We start from the raw sequence: 16,715 nt of genomic DNA, 5'->3' as shown, positions 1-16,715 counted from the left end.
GGTATCTGCTTGCCTTAATAGGCACAGGTTCCTCTATAATGGCAGAAATTCACAGGAGTTCGCAGAACAGATGTCCATCAACAGAGCTGTCTTACCCGCACCATTATACACTGCTGAACAAACTCGGGTGTTGGATAATACCGCAATTACTCAGTTTGGTATTCCGGGTATTCGCTTAATGCAGCGAGCAGGCCATGCTGTGTTTGCTGAAATACTCGATCGTTTTCCGCATATAGCGTCATTAAGTATTGTTTGTGGTGCAGGTAATAATGGTGGTGATGGCTTTGTGGTAGCTGCTCTCGCCATCAATAAAGGTTTGCGGGTGCAGTTGGTCTGCGTAGGAAAAGCCGATTTCTCCTCTCAGCTTGGTGGTGAGGCGCTAGAAGCTTGGGAGCAACTGCAGTCCGTTATTGGAAGAATAGAGGTGACATCTGCAGGTGCTGAACTATGGGGCGATCTTGTTGTTGATGCGCTGTTGGGTACGGGGCTGACGGGTGAAGTCAGGGAGCCCTTTGCGGGGGTGATCAGGCAGATCAATCGCAGTCATAAACCAATATTCGCAGTTGATATTCCCTCAGGTATTTGCGCTGATACCGGTGCTGTTTTAGGTGTGGCTGTTCGAGCAGATATCACATTAAGCTTTATTGGCCTTAAACGTGGTCTGTTTACCTCAGAAGGGGTCAACTATCGTGGTCAGATTCTGTTTGATGACTTAAAAGTGCCCGATGAAGTTTATGACCTAGTTACGGTAGATGTTTTTCGAACCACGGAGAGTGATTTAGCTGAGCTGCTACCAGCGAGGGAGCGCAATGCCCATAAAGGTAAGTTTGGTCATCTGTTGGTGATTGGTGGTAATTCCGGCATGGGGGGAGCGGCCCTTTTAGCTTCTCAGGCAGCGATGCGAAGTGGATCTGGTTTAGTCTCTTTGGCGACCCGTTCAGAGCATGTAACGGCTTCATTAACGCGCTGTCCTGAAGTTATGGTGCACCCTGTTGATTCAACGGGGCACTTATTACCTTTATTGGATCGTGCGGATGTGATTGTCATAGGGCCGGGTCTTGGGCAAAATGCGTGGTCCGATCAGATGTTACGTGCTGCGCTAGCAACCGAGAAACCTTTGGTTTTGGATGCTGATGCGCTGAATTTAATTGTTGAAAATTCGTTATTTGCCTCCCTGAATCGGAAAAATTGGATCTGCACCCCTCATCCGGGTGAAGCTTCCAGAATCATGGATAAGTCTGTAACTGAGTTAGAAGCTGATCGTTTCGCATCGGTTGAGCGTTTGCAGCAAATTTGTGGTGGTAGCGTTGTTTTAAAAGGTGCTGGTTCGTTGGTCAGTGCTGGTGAAGTAGTTTATCTTTGTGACGCCGGTAATCCAGGAATGGCGGTTGCTGGGATGGGAGATGTCTTGTCGGGTATTTGTGGCGCTCTCCTAACTCAAGGTTTATCACCTGAGAATGCCGCTCGTTTGGCGGTGTTTATTCATGCTAAAGCCGCTGACTACGTTGTGAAGCAACAGGGCGAAATAGGTTTAATCGCATCAGATCTGTTTGATGCAATTCCAAGAGTAATAAATAGTAAGTATGAGTAATCAGTATCAAGTAAAACTATCCGATGAAGAGGCGATGATCGCATTCGGCCATAAAATTGCGAATGCAGCAGCGGGTAGGGGTGTTATTTTCCTGTTAGGTGACTTAGGTATGGGTAAAACAACCCTAAGTCGCGGTATTCTTCGTGGTTGTGGCCATCAAGGTTCGGTTAAGAGTCCAACCTATACGCTGGTGGAGCCTTATGAAGTGGGCGAACAGCAGATTTATCACTTTGATTTGTATCGGTTGTCGGACCCTGAGGAATTGGAATTTCTTGGTATTCGTGATTATTTTGAAGATAAGGCATTATGTTTAGTTGAATGGCCAGAAAGAGGGCAAGGTATTCTGCCTGAGGCTGATTTGTTATTGCAGATTGAGCTTGATGGTCGCGGACGACAATTAACTTGGACACCACAGTCTGATTTAGGCCAGCAGATGGCCGATAAATTATTGCAAGCGACTGAAGAGAAGTAAGAAGGGGTTAAGCTTAAGCACTATGCGAATGAGCGGTTTCCGGCATGCTTTTGCTGGATTATTAGGTTGTTTGATTTTTATCTGTAGCGCGATCACTCATGCTGCGGGTGTTAAAAATGTGCGTATCTGGTTAGCGCCGGATCATGCTCGTCTCGTATTTGATATGAGCGGTCCTGCATCTCACAAAGTATTTACCCTCGATAAGCCTGACCGAATCGTGCTTGATATTGAAAAGGCATCCTTAAAAGCTGGGCTGGATAAGCTTGGTTTAGATAAAAGTCCGGTCAAAAAGATTCGTTCTGGTAAAAACGGTCAAACCCTCCGTTTAGTATTGGATCTCAAAAGGGCGGTTCGTCCCAAGAGCTTTGAATTAAAGCCCAATCAAAAATACGGTCACCGACTCGTCTTAGATCTTTACGAAAAGTCTTCGCTTAAAACAGTTAAGAAAACGGCCAAACCCAAAGCAGTAGCGGGTCGCGATATTGTGATCGCTATCGACGCTGGTCATGGCGGTGATGATCCAGGGGCAATTGGGCCTGGTGGAGTTCGAGAGAAAGATGTTGTACTTGCGATTGCTAAAGAGCTAAAACGACGTTTAGACGCCACCCCTGGTTATAAAGGCAAGCTAACACGTACGAGTGATTACTATGTAAGTTTACGCGGTCGAACGAAAGCTGCCCGCAAGCATAATGCCGATCTCTTTGTCTCTATACACGCGGATGCCTTCAAAGATGCACGTGCTCGAGGCGCTTCAGTCTGGGTTCTATCGTCCCGTGGTGCAAGTAGCGAAATGGGTCGTTGGTTGGCGCGTAAAGAAAATAGTACCGACCTCATTGGTGGTGTAGGTAGCGTTAGCTTAGATGATAAAGATAATGTGTTGGCGAGCGTGTTGCTCGATATGTCGATGACCGCGAGTCGTGAGGACAGCCGCTCTATCGCCAAACAGATTCATGGCAATATAAAGCGCTTCGCTAAAATGCATAAACCCCATGTAGAGCAGGCGGGGTTTGTTGTCTTGAAATCACCTGATATCCCATCGATTCTGGTTGAAACAGGCTTTATCTCCAATCCTGGTGAAGCAGCGAAGTTAAAGACCAAAAGCTATCAGAAGAAGATGGCGGGTGCTGTCTTTAAAGGGATTACACAACACTTTGAGCGTAAGCCGCCTGCGCTAACGTATATCGCGCAGCGTAGAGAAAAAGATAATCGTACATACAAAGTTGTTCGTGGTGATACGCTATCGGTGATTGCTTCTCGCAACGGTGTATCTCTATCCTCATTGCGCAAAGAGAACAACTTGAAAAATGATCGAATTAAGATCGGTCAGGTTTTACGTATTCCAACCAGCTAGCCTCAGCTAAATCCAAAGGTAGATTAATGTCACGTATACAGCTTTTATCGCCGCGTTTGGCCAACCAAATTGCGGCGGGTGAAGTAGTTGAGCGCCCAGCTTCTGTTATCAAAGAGATTCTTGAAAATAGTTTGGATGCCGGAGCAGATAAAATTGACGTCGATGTTGAGCAGGGCGGCGTGAAGCTCATGCGTATCCGTGATAATGGCTTTGGCATTGAAAAAGATGATCTTTCTCTCGCGCTTAGTCGACATGCCACTTCAAAAATCAAAGTGCTAGAAGATCTAGAGGCAGTTGGTAGTCTGGGGTTTCGTGGTGAGGCGCTAGCCAGTATAAGTTCGGTATCACGTTTAACCTTGACCTCTAGACAGGCTGAGCAAAATAACGCTTGGCAGGTGCAAACGGAAGGGCGGGATATGGAGGCTCAACTTGAGCCGGCTGCCCATCCACAAGGCACAACGGTTGAAGTGAAAGATCTGTTTTTTAATACCCCAGCGCGTCGGAAATTTCTAAAAACGGAAAAAACTGAATTTCGTCATCTTGATGAGGTGGTAAAGCGCCTTGCATTAAGCCGCTTCGATGTTGCCTTTCAGTTGCGCCATAACGGCAAGGTTATCCATCAGCTTCGACAGGCGGATAGTGAATTAGAACAGGAACGTCGTGTTGCCAGTATCTGTGGTTCAGCGTTTATTGATAACGCTTTAAAAGCAGATGTGGTTGCCGAAGCATCGGGTCTACGTTTATGGGGTTGGGTTGGATTGCCTACTTTTTCTCGTAGTCAGGCTGATCTGCAGTACTTCTTTGTAAATGGTCGAATGATTCGAGATAAAGTTGTTACGCACGCTGTAAGACAGGCTTATGCAGATGTGCTTTATCACGGTCGCCATCCAGCTTATGTGCTGTATCTTGAGCTTGATCCAGCATTGGTTGATGTTAACGTGCATCCGACTAAGCATGAGGTACGCTTCCGCGAGAGTCGTTTAGTTCATGATTTCTTATTCCGGACTTTGCACCGTCTGATTGCGGATATGCGCCCGCAAGATCAAATACCGGAAGGCTCCGCGCCTGCAGTTGCTGAGTTACAGACTCAACAACAGCCAGTACAACAGAATTTCGAACAAAATCGCATGGCGTTTAGATCTGGAGTTAATAGTTCCGGTGGCAATGGTTACTCTGCACCTGCTTATCAGCCAACTTCAACGCCCTCTGGTCCTCAGATTCAAGAGCAGATCAGTGGCTATGCCGCGCTTCACCCTCAGCCTGCAACAACAGTCGATGCTGGTGTGTCTGCTGAATCTGAGGTAGAGCATGAGCAATGCCCACCAATGGGATACGCGATCGCTCAGTTACATGGGGTGTACATTCTTGCTCAAAATGACCAAGGCTTAATAGTGGTAGATATGCATGCGGCCCATGAACGTATCGTCTATGAACGCATGAAACAGTCTTTTGAACAGGATGTTGTACGCTCTCAACCGCTCTTGGTACCTATGAGTCTTGCAGTAAGTCAGCGGGAAGCGGATTGTGCTGATGAGCAGGCAAATACGTTTAAGCGCTTAGGCTTTGAGTTAGCGCGCATGGGCGAAGAAACGATTGTTGTTCGCCAAGTACCGGTTTCTTTGGCTAAAGGCAATATCGAGCAACTGATCCGTGATGTGCTTTCAGATATGTTGGTATATGGCGAAAGTAAGCGTATAGAGCAACATATCAATGAATTGTTGGGGACCATGGCGTGTCATGGGGCGGTTAGAGCAAATCGCCAATTAACTTTGCCAGAGATGAATGCCTTGTTAAGGGATATGGAGCAAACCGAGCGCAGTGGTCAGTGTAACCATGGTCGACCAACTTGGAGTCAGATGACCATGGCTGATCTTGATAAATTATTTATGCGTGGCCAGTAGGAGCAATTTAGTGAGTAATCTACCCGTCGTTTTTTTAATGGGGCCTACTGCGTCTGGTAAAACGGATCTCGCGATGAAGCTTTACGATCATATGCCTTGCGAGATCGTTAGTGTTGATTCAGCTATGATCTACAAAGGCATGGATATAGGGACTGCGAAGCCTGATCACGAAACGCTGGCTAGATATCCGCATCGTCTTATCGATATTTGTGATCCTTCTGAAGCCTATTCGGCTGCAGAATTTCGTATGGATGCGCTAAAGCAGATTGAGGAAATTCGGTCAGCGGGTAAAGTGCCGATTTTGACGGGTGGAACTATGCTGTATTTCCATGCGTTGAAAAATGGCTTAGCGAATCTACCAGAGGCCGATGCAGCGGTTCGTGAAAGACTGCTACAGGAAGCTGAAGCTGAAGGTTGGGCTGCTATGCATGCTCGATTGGCTGAAGTTGATCCTGAGTCTGCTAAGCGACTTAATCCAAATGATGCTCAGAGACTTCAGCGTGCCCTAGAGGTTTATGAAATTACTGGGCGTTCTATGACGGATCTGTGGGCTGAACAGGAAAAACAAAAGCCTGATTTCCCCATTGTGTCTCTGGCGGTGATGCCACAAGAGCGTTCTGAACTACATGATCGTATTGCTCGTCGCTTTGATATCATGCTTGAGCAAGGTTTTGTTGATGAAGTAAGAACGCTTTGGAATCGAGGTGACTTAGACCTGCAGATGCCATCTGTGCGTTGTGTTGGTTATCGTCAAGTATGGGAATATTTTGCCGGAACTTGGGACTATGACACGATGAAATTTAAAGGTGTTGTAGCTACAAGGCAGCTGGCAAAAAGGCAGGTTACGTGGCTAAGAAGTTGGGAAAACCTCAACTGGATTGACACTCACGACACAAATCTCTTGCAGAATGCCTTGAAATTCATTGAAGGTAGCATTATATAATGTCAGGCTAGACAGTAAAAAGCTGTAAAATAAGGCGTTTAAGCGGCAAAAGCAGTAAATTAAGAGCCGTAAGCCATACTATAACGAAAAAATTATAAAATTTCCTCGGGAAGGAGTTTGCAAATGTCAAAAGGGCAATCATTACAAGACCCTTATTTGAATGCGCTACGTAAAGAGCGTATTCCAGTGTCTATTTTCTTAGTTAATGGTATTAAATTGCAGGGCCAGATCGAGTCTTTCGATCAGTTTGTTATCCTGCTTAAAAATACTGTTAGTCAGATGGTTTATAAGCATGCCATCTCAACTGTTGTTCCTGCGCGCCCGGTTAAACTGCCAGCAGCAGACGAAGCAAAAGCAGAGGACTAATAATCATTGTTCTTTGAACGTCCTAAAAGTGGCGAACGTGCCATTTTGATTCATATGAATTTGGCCGCTGAGGCCGACCAAGAAAGTCCTAAAGAGCTCGAAGAGCTAGCCCTATCTGCAGGTGCAGACCCAGTCGAATTTTTGACTGGGTCTCTTTCTCATCCTAATCCGAAGTTTTTTATTGGTCAGGGAAAGCTAGACGAATTGCGCGAGCTAGTTAATCTGCATAATGCGCAATTAGTGATCTTTAACCATGCTTTAAGTCCAGCTCAAGAGCGTAATATCGAACGAGAGATACAAAGTAGGGTGCTTGATCGTACAGGCCTTATTTTGGATATCTTTGCTCAGCGTGCGCGAACCCATGAAGGTAAACTTCAAGTTGAACTAGCCCAGCTTGATCATATGTCGACCCGTCTTGTACGTGGTTGGACCCACCTTGAGCGTCAAAAAGGTGGTATCGGTCTACGTGGTCCGGGTGAAACTCAGCTAGAAACAGACCGTCGATTACTTCGTGCTCGGATGAAGTCTATCCACAAGCGCTTAGAGAAGGTTCGTAAGCAGCGTGAGCAAGGTAGGCGTTCGCGTAAGCGCGCTGAAGTACCAACTTTATCGCTGGTGGGTTATACCAACGCAGGTAAATCAACGCTGTTTAACTCGCTGACGACTTCTGAGGTTTATGCAGCAGACCAGTTATTCGCAACACTAGACCCAACTTTGCGTCGGATTGAAGTTGAAGATATTGGTCAGGCTATTCTTGCGGATACAGTAGGTTTTATTCGTCATCTTCCACATAAGCTGGTGGAAGCATTTCGCGCGACTTTGCAAGAAACCATAGAGGCGACTTTGTTGCTTCATGTGATCGATGCTCATGATGATGACCGTCATGATCATATCGCTGAAGTAGAAAACGTACTGGCTGAAATTGGTGCGAATGAAGTGCCGGTTTTAGAGGTTTATAACAAGATTGATCTGATCGAAGGGCGTAAGCCTCGTATTGATCGTGATGAAGATGGTAAGCCTAGTCGTGTGTGGTTATCCGCAGTCACGGGCGAAGGGCATGATCTGCTGTTTCAAGCGGTTAATGAGCTACTTGCAGATGATGTATTTCATGATAACGTGTGCTTGGAGCCGCAAGAAGGTCAGTTTAGAGCTAAATTGTATGAGAGCGGTGCCGTACTTTCTGAACAAGTAGATGAAAAAGGATCTATTATTTTGGAAGTGCGTATACAGAAAAAAGACATGCTGCAGCTGCTGAGTCGGTTGGGAATGGAACGTGATCGTTGTTTTCCTGTCGAAGTTAATCCTTGGTAAGGACTTAGCCTGTCGAGTAAAAAGTTTCAAAACCTCGATTTTAGTTAATTGAGGGGTAATATCTGGCGAATAATGTTTTTCGCTGATATATGTTTTAATCTACCTAACATGTTGTTTTTATACGGAGTGACGTATGGCTTGGAATGAGCCTGGTGGTAACGGTGATAATAAGGACCCTTGGGGTGGCGGTAATAACAATAACCGCGGGGGTAAAGGTGGTGGCGATCAGGGGCCTCCTGATCTAGATGAAGCGCTGCGTAAACTGCAGGATAAATTGAACGGCATTTTTGGTGGCGGTCAAAAGTCCAGTGGTCACGGCGGTGATGGTGGCGGTTCGTCTTCGGCTTCCGGTGCTGGTTTCTTCTGGGTGGTGATTCTTATTGCTGCGTTGGCTTGGGCTGGTATGGGCTTTTATACGGTCGACCAACAAGAGCGTGGTGTTGTATTAAGGCTTGGTAAGTTCAGCGAGACCGTAGGTCCAGGTCTGCAGTGGAATCCACCTATGATCGATGTGGTCGAGATTGTTAATACAACTCGTCTACGTACTCGTGATCATCGTGCTCTAATGCTGACCAAAGATGAGAATATCGTCGATATTGAAATGACGGTTCAGTATTTGCTCTCTGATGCCAAAGGTTTTGTGCTGACTGTGCGTGACCCTGAATCAAGTCTATCACATGCAGCTGAGTCTGCTTTGCGTCATGTGGTTGGTTCGACTGATATGCACTCTATTCTGACGCAAGGTCGTGAAACCTTGTCGGTTCAAGTGCAAGATCGTCTTCAGAGCTATATGAGTCAGTATGGTACGGGACTTCAGATTTCGAAGGTGAACATCAAAGAAGCGAAAGCACCTAACCAAGTGCAAGATGCATTCGATGATGTGATCAAGGCGCGAGAGGATGAGGTTCGAGTTAAAAACGAAGCAGAATCTTATGCAAATGGCATTATTCCTGAAGCGCGTGGTCAAGCTCAGCGTATGCTTGAGGAAGCGAGCGCATACCAAGAGCAAGTTGTGGCTCGCTCAGAGGGTGATGCGAAACGTTTTACTGCTTTGTTAACAGAGTATGTAAAAGCGCCTGAAGTAACGCGTGAGCGTCTATACCTAGACACTATGCAGGAAGTTCTTTCTCAGAACCCTAAAGTGCTAGTTGATGTTGAAGGTGGTAATAACATGATGTACTTGCCGCTGGATAAGATTATGCAAAATCGCCCAGTGACAGGTGATAATAATCGCTCAGTGCGACTAGATAGTCAGAGCCTGCGTGAAGTGACTGATCAAGTGGTTGATCAGCTACGTCAGCGTCAAGGTAGTCGTCGGGAGGGTCGATAATGCAGTCTAAATCACTATTTTTCATAATTATTTTTGCTGTGTTGGTGCTGGTTGGTCAGAGCTCTCTTTACATCGTAAAAGAAACTGAACGTGCAGTGTTACTTAAGTTTGGTGAGGTGTCTGATGCCGATGTAGGTCCAGGTCTTCACTTTAAAATTCCAATTGTAAACAAAGTGCGTAAGTTCGATTCACGTATTTTGACGTTGGATGCGCGCCCCCAGGCTTACCTTACACTTGAGAAGAAACGTCTTATCGTAGACTCTTTTGTGAAATGGCGTGTTAAAGATGTGCAAAAGTACTACACAGCAACTTCGGGTGATGAGTTTAACGCGGCAAACCTTCTTTCGCAGCGTGTTGATGCGGCATTGCGTAACCAGTTTGGCGCACGTACGGTGACTGAAGTGGTATCAGGTGAGCGTGAAGAATTGATGCGTAAGCTAATCAGCGAGATCAGCCCAGTAGCTATAGATAAGCTGGGTGTTGAGGTTGTTGATGTTCGTGTAAAACGAATCGATCTTCCTCAAGAAGTATCTGAGTCTGTATATGATCGTATGCGTACAGAGCGTGAGCGTGAAGCACGTGAGCTTCGTTCTCGTGGTAAAGAGCTAGCGGAAGGTATCCGAGCGGATGCGGATCGTCAGAAGACGGTTATTGTGGCAGAGGCTTATCGAGAATCCGAAGAGATTCGTGGTGAAGGTGATGCCGTAGCAGCTAAAAACTATGCTGAAGCATACTCTGCAAACCCAGAATTTTACTCTTTCTACCGTAGTTTGCGGGCTTACCGTGAATCTTTCGGTCAGAGTGGTGATGTTTTGGTGCTAAAACCAGATAGTGACTTCTTTAAGTATTTAGGAGCATCAAAAGCCGAGTAATATCGGCTGGCGTAAAAATGTACAAAAAAACGGATCAGGGGAAGGCATTCCTCTGATTCCGTGGTAGAATAGCAAAACCGGGTTAAAGCCCGGTTTTTTTGTGGCAATTGGATTGTATAGGCTGAAGTAAGCATGTCATCCGAACTACTGCATTCACTCGCTGTTGGTTTTTGCTTGATGCTGATTTTGGAAGGGGTTATTCCTTTTCTTTATCCGCAGCGCTGGCGTAATTTGGTTCAACAGCTTTCGTTGATCAGTGATCGGTCACTACGCCTTATAGGCTTGGTGAGTATGCTGTTGGGTCTGGTTGCACTTTATATAGTGAATTAAAGCCGAGTCGTTATAGATCGGCGTGTTGTTTTATAAGATACGGAGTACCACATGGCATTGGCAGATCGTTGGCTGCTACCGGAAGGTGTACAAGAGTTACTTCCACCGCAGGCTCGTCGCGTTGAGGTTTTACGCAGACGTTTATTGGATCTGTATGAGCATTGGGGCTATGAGCAGGTTATGCCTCCTGTGATGGAGCATTTAGAATCTCTGCTTACAGGTGTAGGTCATGATCTTGACCTGAATACTGTAAAGGTAACTGATCAAATTAGTGGTCATACCTTAGGCTTTCGCGCTGATATTACGCCTCAGGTTGCACGTATTGACGCGCATCGTCTACGTGAGTCTGGTGCTACCCGTCTATGTTACTGTGGTTCGGTTGTGCATGCGTTGCCAACTCAGCCACTAGCTTCTCGTAACCCACTGCAGTTGGGTGCTGAGCTCTATGGTCACTCAGGTATTGAGAGTGATGTAGAGGTGATCTCTCTGATGGTTGAAACCATGCATGCAGCGGGAGTAGATCGTGATCTTAGTATCGATTTAGGTCATGTTGGCGTGTTTTCTGGTTTGATGGAGATGATCCAGCTGTCTGCTGACGATAAAGAGCAGTATCTGGATATTCTGCAGCGTAAGGCGCTACCAGAGCTTCAGTTGTTTGTTGAGCAACTAGATCTAGATGATACAGGTAAGTCTTTTTTGGCAGCGTTGCCGTCACTGAACGGTGGTAGCGATGTTTTAGCTCGAGCGCGTGAGCTGTTCGCGACTGCGCCAGCGCAAGTGCTTGAAGCTATCGATTATTTGCAGCAGTTAGCAGAGCGTATTGCTTTGCGTTTCCCGCAGTTAGATCAGTATTTTGATCTAAGTGAATTACGTGGATACAACTACCATACAGGTGTGGTTTTTGCTGCTTATACGCCTGAATTTGGTCAGGCTATTGCAAAGGGTGGTCGTTACGATGAGATCGGTAGAGATTTCGGTCGCGCACGTCCAGCCACAGGCTTTAGTGCTGATCTAAAAACGTTAGTTGAGCTTTCTTCTGTTGTTCTCGATGAAAAGCAGATTGTTCTAGCGCCAGCCGAAGAGAGTGCAGAGCTATTGGCTAAAGTGAGTCAGCTGCGTTCTGAAGGTGTAAAAGTTATCTATGCGTTACCGGGCGCTGAACCGGCAAAAGAATGTACTGCTGAACTAGTACAACGTGATGGAGAATGGGTCGTTAGCGACCTGTGATCAGTAAAAAATTTTATTCTTAAGTAATCTCAAGTAGGCAACAATGGGCAAAAACGTAGTTGTTCTGGGTACCCAGTGGGGTGATGAAGGTAAAGGCAAGATCGTAGATCTGCTTACGGATCAGGCTTCTGCAGTGGCGCGCTTTCAGGGCGGTCACAATGCGGGTCACACGCTGGTTATTGATGGCGAAAAAACAGTTTTGCACCTGATTCCTTCAGGTATTTTGCGCGACAATGTCGTGTGCATGATTGGTAACGGTGTAGTGCTTTCTCCAGAAGCATTGCTGAAAGAGATTAAAGGTTTGGAAGAGGCGGATGTGCCAGTGCGCGAACGTTTGCGTTTGAGCCCTTCTTGCCCACTTATCTTGCCATACCATATTGCTATGGACCAAGCGCGTGAAGTTGCGCGTGGTAAAGCTAAGATTGGTACTACAGGCCGTGGTATCGGTCCTGCTTATGAAGATAAAGTGGCTCGCCGCGGTCTTCGTTTGGCTGATCTTCTAGATAAAGAGCGCTTTGCAGAAAAACTGAAAGAAGTTATCGAATACTATAACTTCCAGTTGGTTGAGTATTACAAGGTTGACGCTGTTGATTACCAAACAGTTCTGGATGAAGCATTGGCGATGGGTGAAGAGCTTGCGCCAATGGTTGCTGATGTGACTTCAATGCTTCATGATCTGCGTAAGCAGGGCAAGAACATCATGTTTGAAGGTGCTCAGGGTTCATTGCTGGATATCGACCACGGTACTTACCCTTACGTAACTTCTTCAAACACAACTGCCGGTGGTACATCTACAGGTAGTGGTTTTGGCCCTCTGTACCTAGATTATATTCTGGGTATCACTAAAGCGTATACAACACGTGTAGGTGGTGGTCCTTTCCCAACAGAACTTCATTGTGAGGTGGGCGAAGGCTTGGCTGAGCGTGGTCATGAGTTCGGTTCTACTACAGGTCGTGCGCGTCGTTGTGGTTGGTTTGACGCTGTTGCAGTTAAGCACGCTATCCAGATCAACTCTATCTCTGGCTTATGCTTAACTAAGCTAGACGTACTTGATGGTATGGAAGAGATTCGTATCTGTGTGGGTTATAAGGACTCTGCAGGTAATGTGGTTGATTCTCTAAGTGGTAGCGAAGACTACGAAGCGGTGACTCCAGTTTATGAGACTATGTCTGGTTGGGCTGGTTCTACTGTTGGTGCTAAGTCTATGGATGAGCTGCCTGCTGAAGCAGTGGCTTACATCAAGCGTTTAGAAGAGTTGGTTGAGGCGCCTGTGGATATTATCTCTACTGGTCCAGATCGTATCGAGACTATTGTATTGCGTAATCCTTACGAAGCGTAAGGGTTGTGCTAATGAAAAAAAACCGGCTGATGCCGGTTTTTTTTGTGCGTAAAAAAGCCATCCTGTGGATGGCTTTTTTGGCGTTACTTTTCGCTTATTTTAACTCTTCAGTTAAAAAAGATTGTAGGCCCTTTAAGATGGCTTTAAACATCTTAGGGTTACCAGCAATTAAGCTGCCGCTCTGGCGGAAATCATTTCCACCCATAAAGTCACCTACAAGGCCGCCTGCTTCTTGTACTAATAATAGGCCTGCTTCCATTTCCCAAGGGTTAAGGCCGATTTGGTAGAAACCATCAATGCGACCAGCTGCTGTGTATGCAAGATTTAGCGCCGGAGAACCGCCGTTGTAGATAGTGCCGCCAGTCAGCGTCATATCGCGGAAAATGTTTAGGTAAGCTTCTAGGTGTGCTTTATCGCTTGGGCGATTGAAGAAGCCTGTGCCAATCAAAGATCCTTCAACAGTTTTGTGATTGCTAACGCGTAGGCGTTTGCCGTTTAACTGTGCGCCATCACCGCGGCTTGCAGTGAACTCTTCACCTGTAATTGGATTCAGGATTAGAGCGTGCTCTGTGCGGCCGTTTTGTTGGCCTGCCATGCTAATTGCGAAAACCGGCAACCCATTGGAGAAGTTGGAGATGCTGTCGATTGGGTTGATCGTCCAGCAGAATTCAGGTCCTTCGCTTAAAGGTGCGTGTTCGCCTGTGTATTCGCCCACGATTTTGTGATTTGGATAAGCTTTTTGGATTGTGTGAACAATACTTAGCTCTGCTTTTTGGCATGTGTCGTTAAGAAGCTTAGCTACATCAGATTGTTCGGATTTAACCAAATCCAGGCGCTCTACAGCGCGGACGATCTGCTCGCCTGCAACGCGTGCTGCGCGCAGTGCAATATTAACCATGGGTTGCATTTGTTAGGAACCTGAAGAATATTCGGGAAAATTAAAAAAGTATTATACCTGAGGATAGGGGATGCTGTGAATAAGTGGCTCAATTGTTTGTAGCTCTGTTAGAATACGCGCCTTCATTTATTGTGGTGGTGGCAAGATCTATGTCTGCAAATATTCGCATTGTTCTCGTTAATACAACTCATCCAGGCAATATTGGTGGTGTGGCGAGGGCTATGAAAAATATGGCTTTGGGGGAGTTGCATCTCGTAGCGCCTAAAAAGTTTCCTCATGTGAATGCGGATTCAAGAGCGGCAGGGGCCACTGATTTGCTTGAGGGTGCTGTCATTCATGACACGCTTGAGGAAGCGATTGCAGATTGCCAGATCGTAGTTGGGACCAGTGCTAGAGGTCGTCATATTCCTTGGCCGGTGGTTGATCCGCGCGAGTTGGCGGCGATTGTTCAGCCGATTGCAGAGGATAAGAAAATTGCGATTGTGTTTGGTCGTGAAGATCGTGGCTTGACCAATGAAGAGTTACACCTCTGCCAGTATCACGTACATATACCTTCAAATCCGGATTTTAGTTCGTTGAATCTTGCAGCTGCAGTGCAGGTAATTACCTATGAATTGCGTATGGCCTCTATTTATGCAAAAGAAAATGAACAGCATAAACCGCAATGGGGTACGGATTGGGATATAGAGCTTGCTGATAGCGGTGATCTTGAGCGTTTGTTCAAGCATCTGGAAGAGACGCTTGTTGATATCGATTTCTTAGATCCTGAAAATCCTCGCCAATTAATGCCAAGACTGCGGAGACTGTATCTACGGGCTATGCCGGATAAAGTAGAAGTTAACGTATTGAGAGGGATTTTGACGGCTACACAAAAGAATTCTAATGCTAAAGATTGACCCTTAAGCGTTCGGTTGTGAATATTTCGTGTTAGAATTCGCGCGATAAAGAATATAAAGACCTACAATAATGGTAGGGTATTTAGTTGACCTTTTTAGTCGGGTATTGCATAATGCCGCGCAAATGCTATTGCGCGTGAAGGCGGAAATTATGCGATTAACAACTAAAGGGCGTTATGCCGTTACAGCGATGCTGGATCTGGCTCTTCATGAAGGTAAAGGGCCGATTAGTCTGGCTGATATCTCTGAAAGACAGGGCATTTCATTGTCATACTTGGAGCAGCTTTTTGCTAAGTTGCGCCGTAACGAACTTGTTCGTAGTGTTCGTGGTCCAGGTGGTGGTTATCAACTAAATCGTGAGCAAGCAGGCATCAATGTTGCTCAAGTAATTGATGCTGTGAATGAATCAGTAGATGCAACTGGATGTAATCGTCAAGGTGACTGTCAGGGCGGAGAAACGTGCCTTACTCATCACCTTTGGTGCGACTTGAGCGACCAAATTCACGCTTTCTTAAGTGGAATTACGTTGGCTGACCTAGTTGTAAGAAAAGATGTTCAGGTTACATCTGAGCGTCAGGACCGAATCCAGATGGACCAGGTTTTGATTGGCGCGGAGAACTTGAACTGCAGTGAAAAAGCGATCGTTTAAACTCGCTTGGAGAGAATGAATGAAAACACCGATTTATCTGGATTATTCTGCAACTACCCCAGTTGATCCTCGAGTTGCTGAAAAAATGACTGAATGCCTTACGATGGATGGCAATTTTGGTAATCCAGCTTCACGCTCACATCTCTTCGGCTGGAAGGCGGAAGAAGCAGTTGAATCTGCTCGCCGTCAGGTTGCTGATCTTATTAACGCTGACCCACGTGAGATTGTTTGGACTTCAGGTGCAACTGAGTCCAATAACTTAGCTATAAAAGGTGCTGCTCATTTCTATCAGAAGAAAGGTAAGCACATTATTACGTCCAAAATTGAACATAAGGCCGTTTTGGATACTTGCCGTCAATTAGAGCGTGAAGGTTTCGAAATTACTTACCTAACGCCAAACTCTGATGGTTTGATTGAGCCGCAAGCAGTAGCTGAAGCGATTCGTGAAGATACTATCGTTATCTCGCTTATGCATGTTAACAACGAAGTAGGCACGATCACTGATATCGAAGCAATTGGTGAACTTACTCGTTCTAAAGGCATTATTTTCCACGTTGATGCTGCTCAGAGTGCGGGAAAAATTGAGATTGATTTAGGTAAAGCTAAGGTTGATCTGTTATCTATCTCTGCACACAAGATGTACGGTCCTAAGGGTATTGGTGCTCTATTTGTTCGCCGTAAGCCTCGTGTACGCCTAGAAGCTCAAATTCATGGTGGAGGCCATGAGCGTGGTATGCGTTCGGGTACTCTACCAACTCACCAGATTGTCGGTATGGGTGAGGCCGCTCGTATTTGTAAAGAAGAACTGGCGAAAGACACAGCGCATATTATTGCTTTGCGTGATCGCTTCTTGGCAGGTATGGGTGAAATGGAAGAGGTTTACCTAAATGGTTCTAAAGAGCAGCGTGTTCCAGGTAACCTGAATATCAGTTTTGCTTTTGTAGAAGGTGAATCTTTATTGATGTCGCTGAAAGATCTGGCGGTATCATCTGGTTCGGCTTGTACATCTGCTAGCTTAGAGCCTTCTTATGTACTACGTGCATTAGGTTTGAATGATGAGCTAGCACACAGTTCTATTCGTTTCTCCTTTGGTCGTTTTACTACTGAAGAAGAAGTGGATTATGCGGCTGCTCAAATTCAAGATGCAGTTAGCAAATTGCGTGAGCTCTCACCTCTGTGGGATATGTTTAAAGACGGTGTCGATCTGAGCAAGGTTGAGTGGGTACATCACTGATCTGG

General features: G+C 46.0%; 16 protein-coding genes. 15 read left to right on the top strand and 1 reads right to left on the bottom strand.

Going from position 1 to position 16,715, the window contains the following annotated elements; translation table 11 throughout:
• Window positions 1–70: 70 nt before the first annotated feature.
• The 12 genes from ACMXYR_RS12990 to ACMXYR_RS12935 all read left to right on the top strand — a co-directional run bounded on the left by ACMXYR_RS12990 (window position 71) and on the right by ACMXYR_RS12935 (window position 13,033).
• Complete coding sequence (locus ACMXYR_RS12990; RefSeq protein ID WP_415901913.1) at window positions 71–1,591, top strand: NAD(P)H-hydrate dehydratase; 1,521 nt, start codon at window positions 71–73, stop codon at window positions 1,589–1,591.
• Complete coding sequence (tsaE, locus tag ACMXYR_RS12985) at window positions 1,584–2,063, top strand: tRNA (adenosine(37)-N6)-threonylcarbamoyltransferase complex ATPase subunit type 1 TsaE (protein ID WP_415882234.1); 480 nt, start codon at window positions 1,584–1,586, stop codon at window positions 2,061–2,063. Before ACMXYR_RS12990 ends, tsaE begins: the two co-directional genes overlap by 8 nt.
• Before the next feature lie 28 nt (window positions 2,064–2,091).
• Window positions 2,092–3,414, top strand: a complete 1,323-nt coding sequence (locus ACMXYR_RS12980; protein WP_415901912.1) for an N-acetylmuramoyl-L-alanine amidase — start codon at window positions 2,092–2,094, stop codon at window positions 3,412–3,414.
• A 26-nt stretch (window positions 3,415–3,440) separates the two neighbouring features.
• The gene (gene mutL, locus ACMXYR_RS12975) at window positions 3,441–5,315 is read left to right on the top strand and encodes a DNA mismatch repair endonuclease MutL (protein ID WP_415901911.1); all 1,875 of its coding nucleotides are present in this window, start codon (window positions 3,441–3,443) and stop codon (window positions 5,313–5,315) included.
• A 37-nt stretch (window positions 5,316–5,352) separates the two neighbouring features.
• Window positions 5,353–6,258 carry a tRNA (adenosine(37)-N6)-dimethylallyltransferase MiaA gene (gene miaA, locus ACMXYR_RS12970; protein WP_415903653.1) on the top strand — a complete coding sequence of 302 codons (906 nt, stop codon included), beginning with the start codon at window positions 5,353–5,355 and terminating at the stop codon, window positions 6,256–6,258.
• 123 nt (window positions 6,259–6,381) lie between these two features.
• Window positions 6,382–6,624 carry an RNA chaperone Hfq gene (gene hfq / locus ACMXYR_RS12965; protein WP_007022969.1) on the top strand — a complete coding sequence of 81 codons (243 nt, stop codon included), beginning with the start codon at window positions 6,382–6,384 and terminating at the stop codon, window positions 6,622–6,624.
• Between the two features lie 6 nt (window positions 6,625–6,630).
• The gene (gene hflX, locus ACMXYR_RS12960) at window positions 6,631–7,935 is read left to right on the top strand and encodes a ribosome rescue GTPase HflX (RefSeq protein ID WP_415901910.1); all 1,305 of its coding nucleotides are present in this window, start codon (window positions 6,631–6,633) and stop codon (window positions 7,933–7,935) included.
• A gap of 133 nt (window positions 7,936–8,068) precedes the next feature.
• Entirely contained in the window at window positions 8,069–9,265 is a 1,197-nt protein-coding gene (gene hflK, locus ACMXYR_RS12955; protein ID WP_415882230.1) for an FtsH protease activity modulator HflK, read from the top strand.
• Window positions 9,265–10,137, top strand: coding sequence for a protease modulator HflC (gene hflC / locus ACMXYR_RS12950; RefSeq protein ID WP_415882229.1), 873 nt, complete (start codon window positions 9,265–9,267; stop codon window positions 10,135–10,137). Before hflK ends, hflC begins: the two co-directional genes overlap by 1 nt.
• A gap of 132 nt (window positions 10,138–10,269) precedes the next feature.
• Window positions 10,270–10,467 (top strand): DUF2065 domain-containing protein, encoded by a 198-nt coding sequence (locus tag ACMXYR_RS12945; RefSeq protein WP_415882228.1) that lies wholly within the window; start codon window positions 10,270–10,272, stop codon window positions 10,465–10,467.
• Between the two features lie 51 nt (window positions 10,468–10,518).
• Complete coding sequence (locus ACMXYR_RS12940) at window positions 10,519–11,694, top strand: ATP phosphoribosyltransferase regulatory subunit (RefSeq protein WP_415901909.1); 1,176 nt, start codon at window positions 10,519–10,521, stop codon at window positions 11,692–11,694.
• A 43-nt stretch (window positions 11,695–11,737) separates the two neighbouring features.
• The gene (locus ACMXYR_RS12935; RefSeq protein WP_415882226.1) at window positions 11,738–13,033 is read left to right on the top strand and encodes an adenylosuccinate synthase; all 1,296 of its coding nucleotides are present in this window, start codon (window positions 11,738–11,740) and stop codon (window positions 13,031–13,033) included.
• 94 nt (window positions 13,034–13,127) lie between these two features.
• Here the strand turns inward: ACMXYR_RS12935 and ACMXYR_RS12930 are convergent, their stop codons facing one another.
• Window positions 13,128–13,940 (bottom strand): inositol monophosphatase family protein, encoded by an 813-nt coding sequence (locus ACMXYR_RS12930; protein WP_415901908.1) that lies wholly within the window; start codon window positions 13,938–13,940, stop codon window positions 13,128–13,130.
• Window positions 13,941–14,080: 140 nt separating this feature from the next.
• On the opposite strand from ACMXYR_RS12930, the gene ACMXYR_RS12925 reads away from it, so the two are divergent.
• The 3 genes from ACMXYR_RS12925 to ACMXYR_RS12915 all read left to right on the top strand — a co-directional run bounded on the left by ACMXYR_RS12925 (window position 14,081) and on the right by ACMXYR_RS12915 (window position 16,710).
• On the top strand, window positions 14,081–14,827 hold the full coding sequence (locus ACMXYR_RS12925) for an RNA methyltransferase (RefSeq protein ID WP_415903652.1): 747 nt from the start codon (window positions 14,081–14,083) through the stop codon (window positions 14,825–14,827).
• Window positions 14,828–14,978: 151 nt separating this feature from the next.
• Window positions 14,979–15,476 (top strand): Fe-S cluster assembly transcriptional regulator IscR, encoded by a 498-nt coding sequence (gene iscR / locus ACMXYR_RS12920; RefSeq protein WP_415885603.1) that lies wholly within the window; start codon window positions 14,979–14,981, stop codon window positions 15,474–15,476.
• 19 nt (window positions 15,477–15,495) lie between these two features.
• Window positions 15,496–16,710 (top strand): IscS subfamily cysteine desulfurase, encoded by a 1,215-nt coding sequence (locus ACMXYR_RS12915; protein WP_415901907.1) that lies wholly within the window; start codon window positions 15,496–15,498, stop codon window positions 16,708–16,710.
• Window positions 16,711–16,715 lie beyond the last annotated feature (5 nt).

This window comes from Neptuniibacter sp. QD29_5 (assembly GCF_047778125.1).
Taxonomy (GTDB): Bacteria; Pseudomonadota; Gammaproteobacteria; order Pseudomonadales; family Balneatricaceae; genus Neptuniibacter.
Note: the sequence above shows the minus strand (reverse complement) of the source record. Positions and strands in the feature narration are given on the sequence as shown.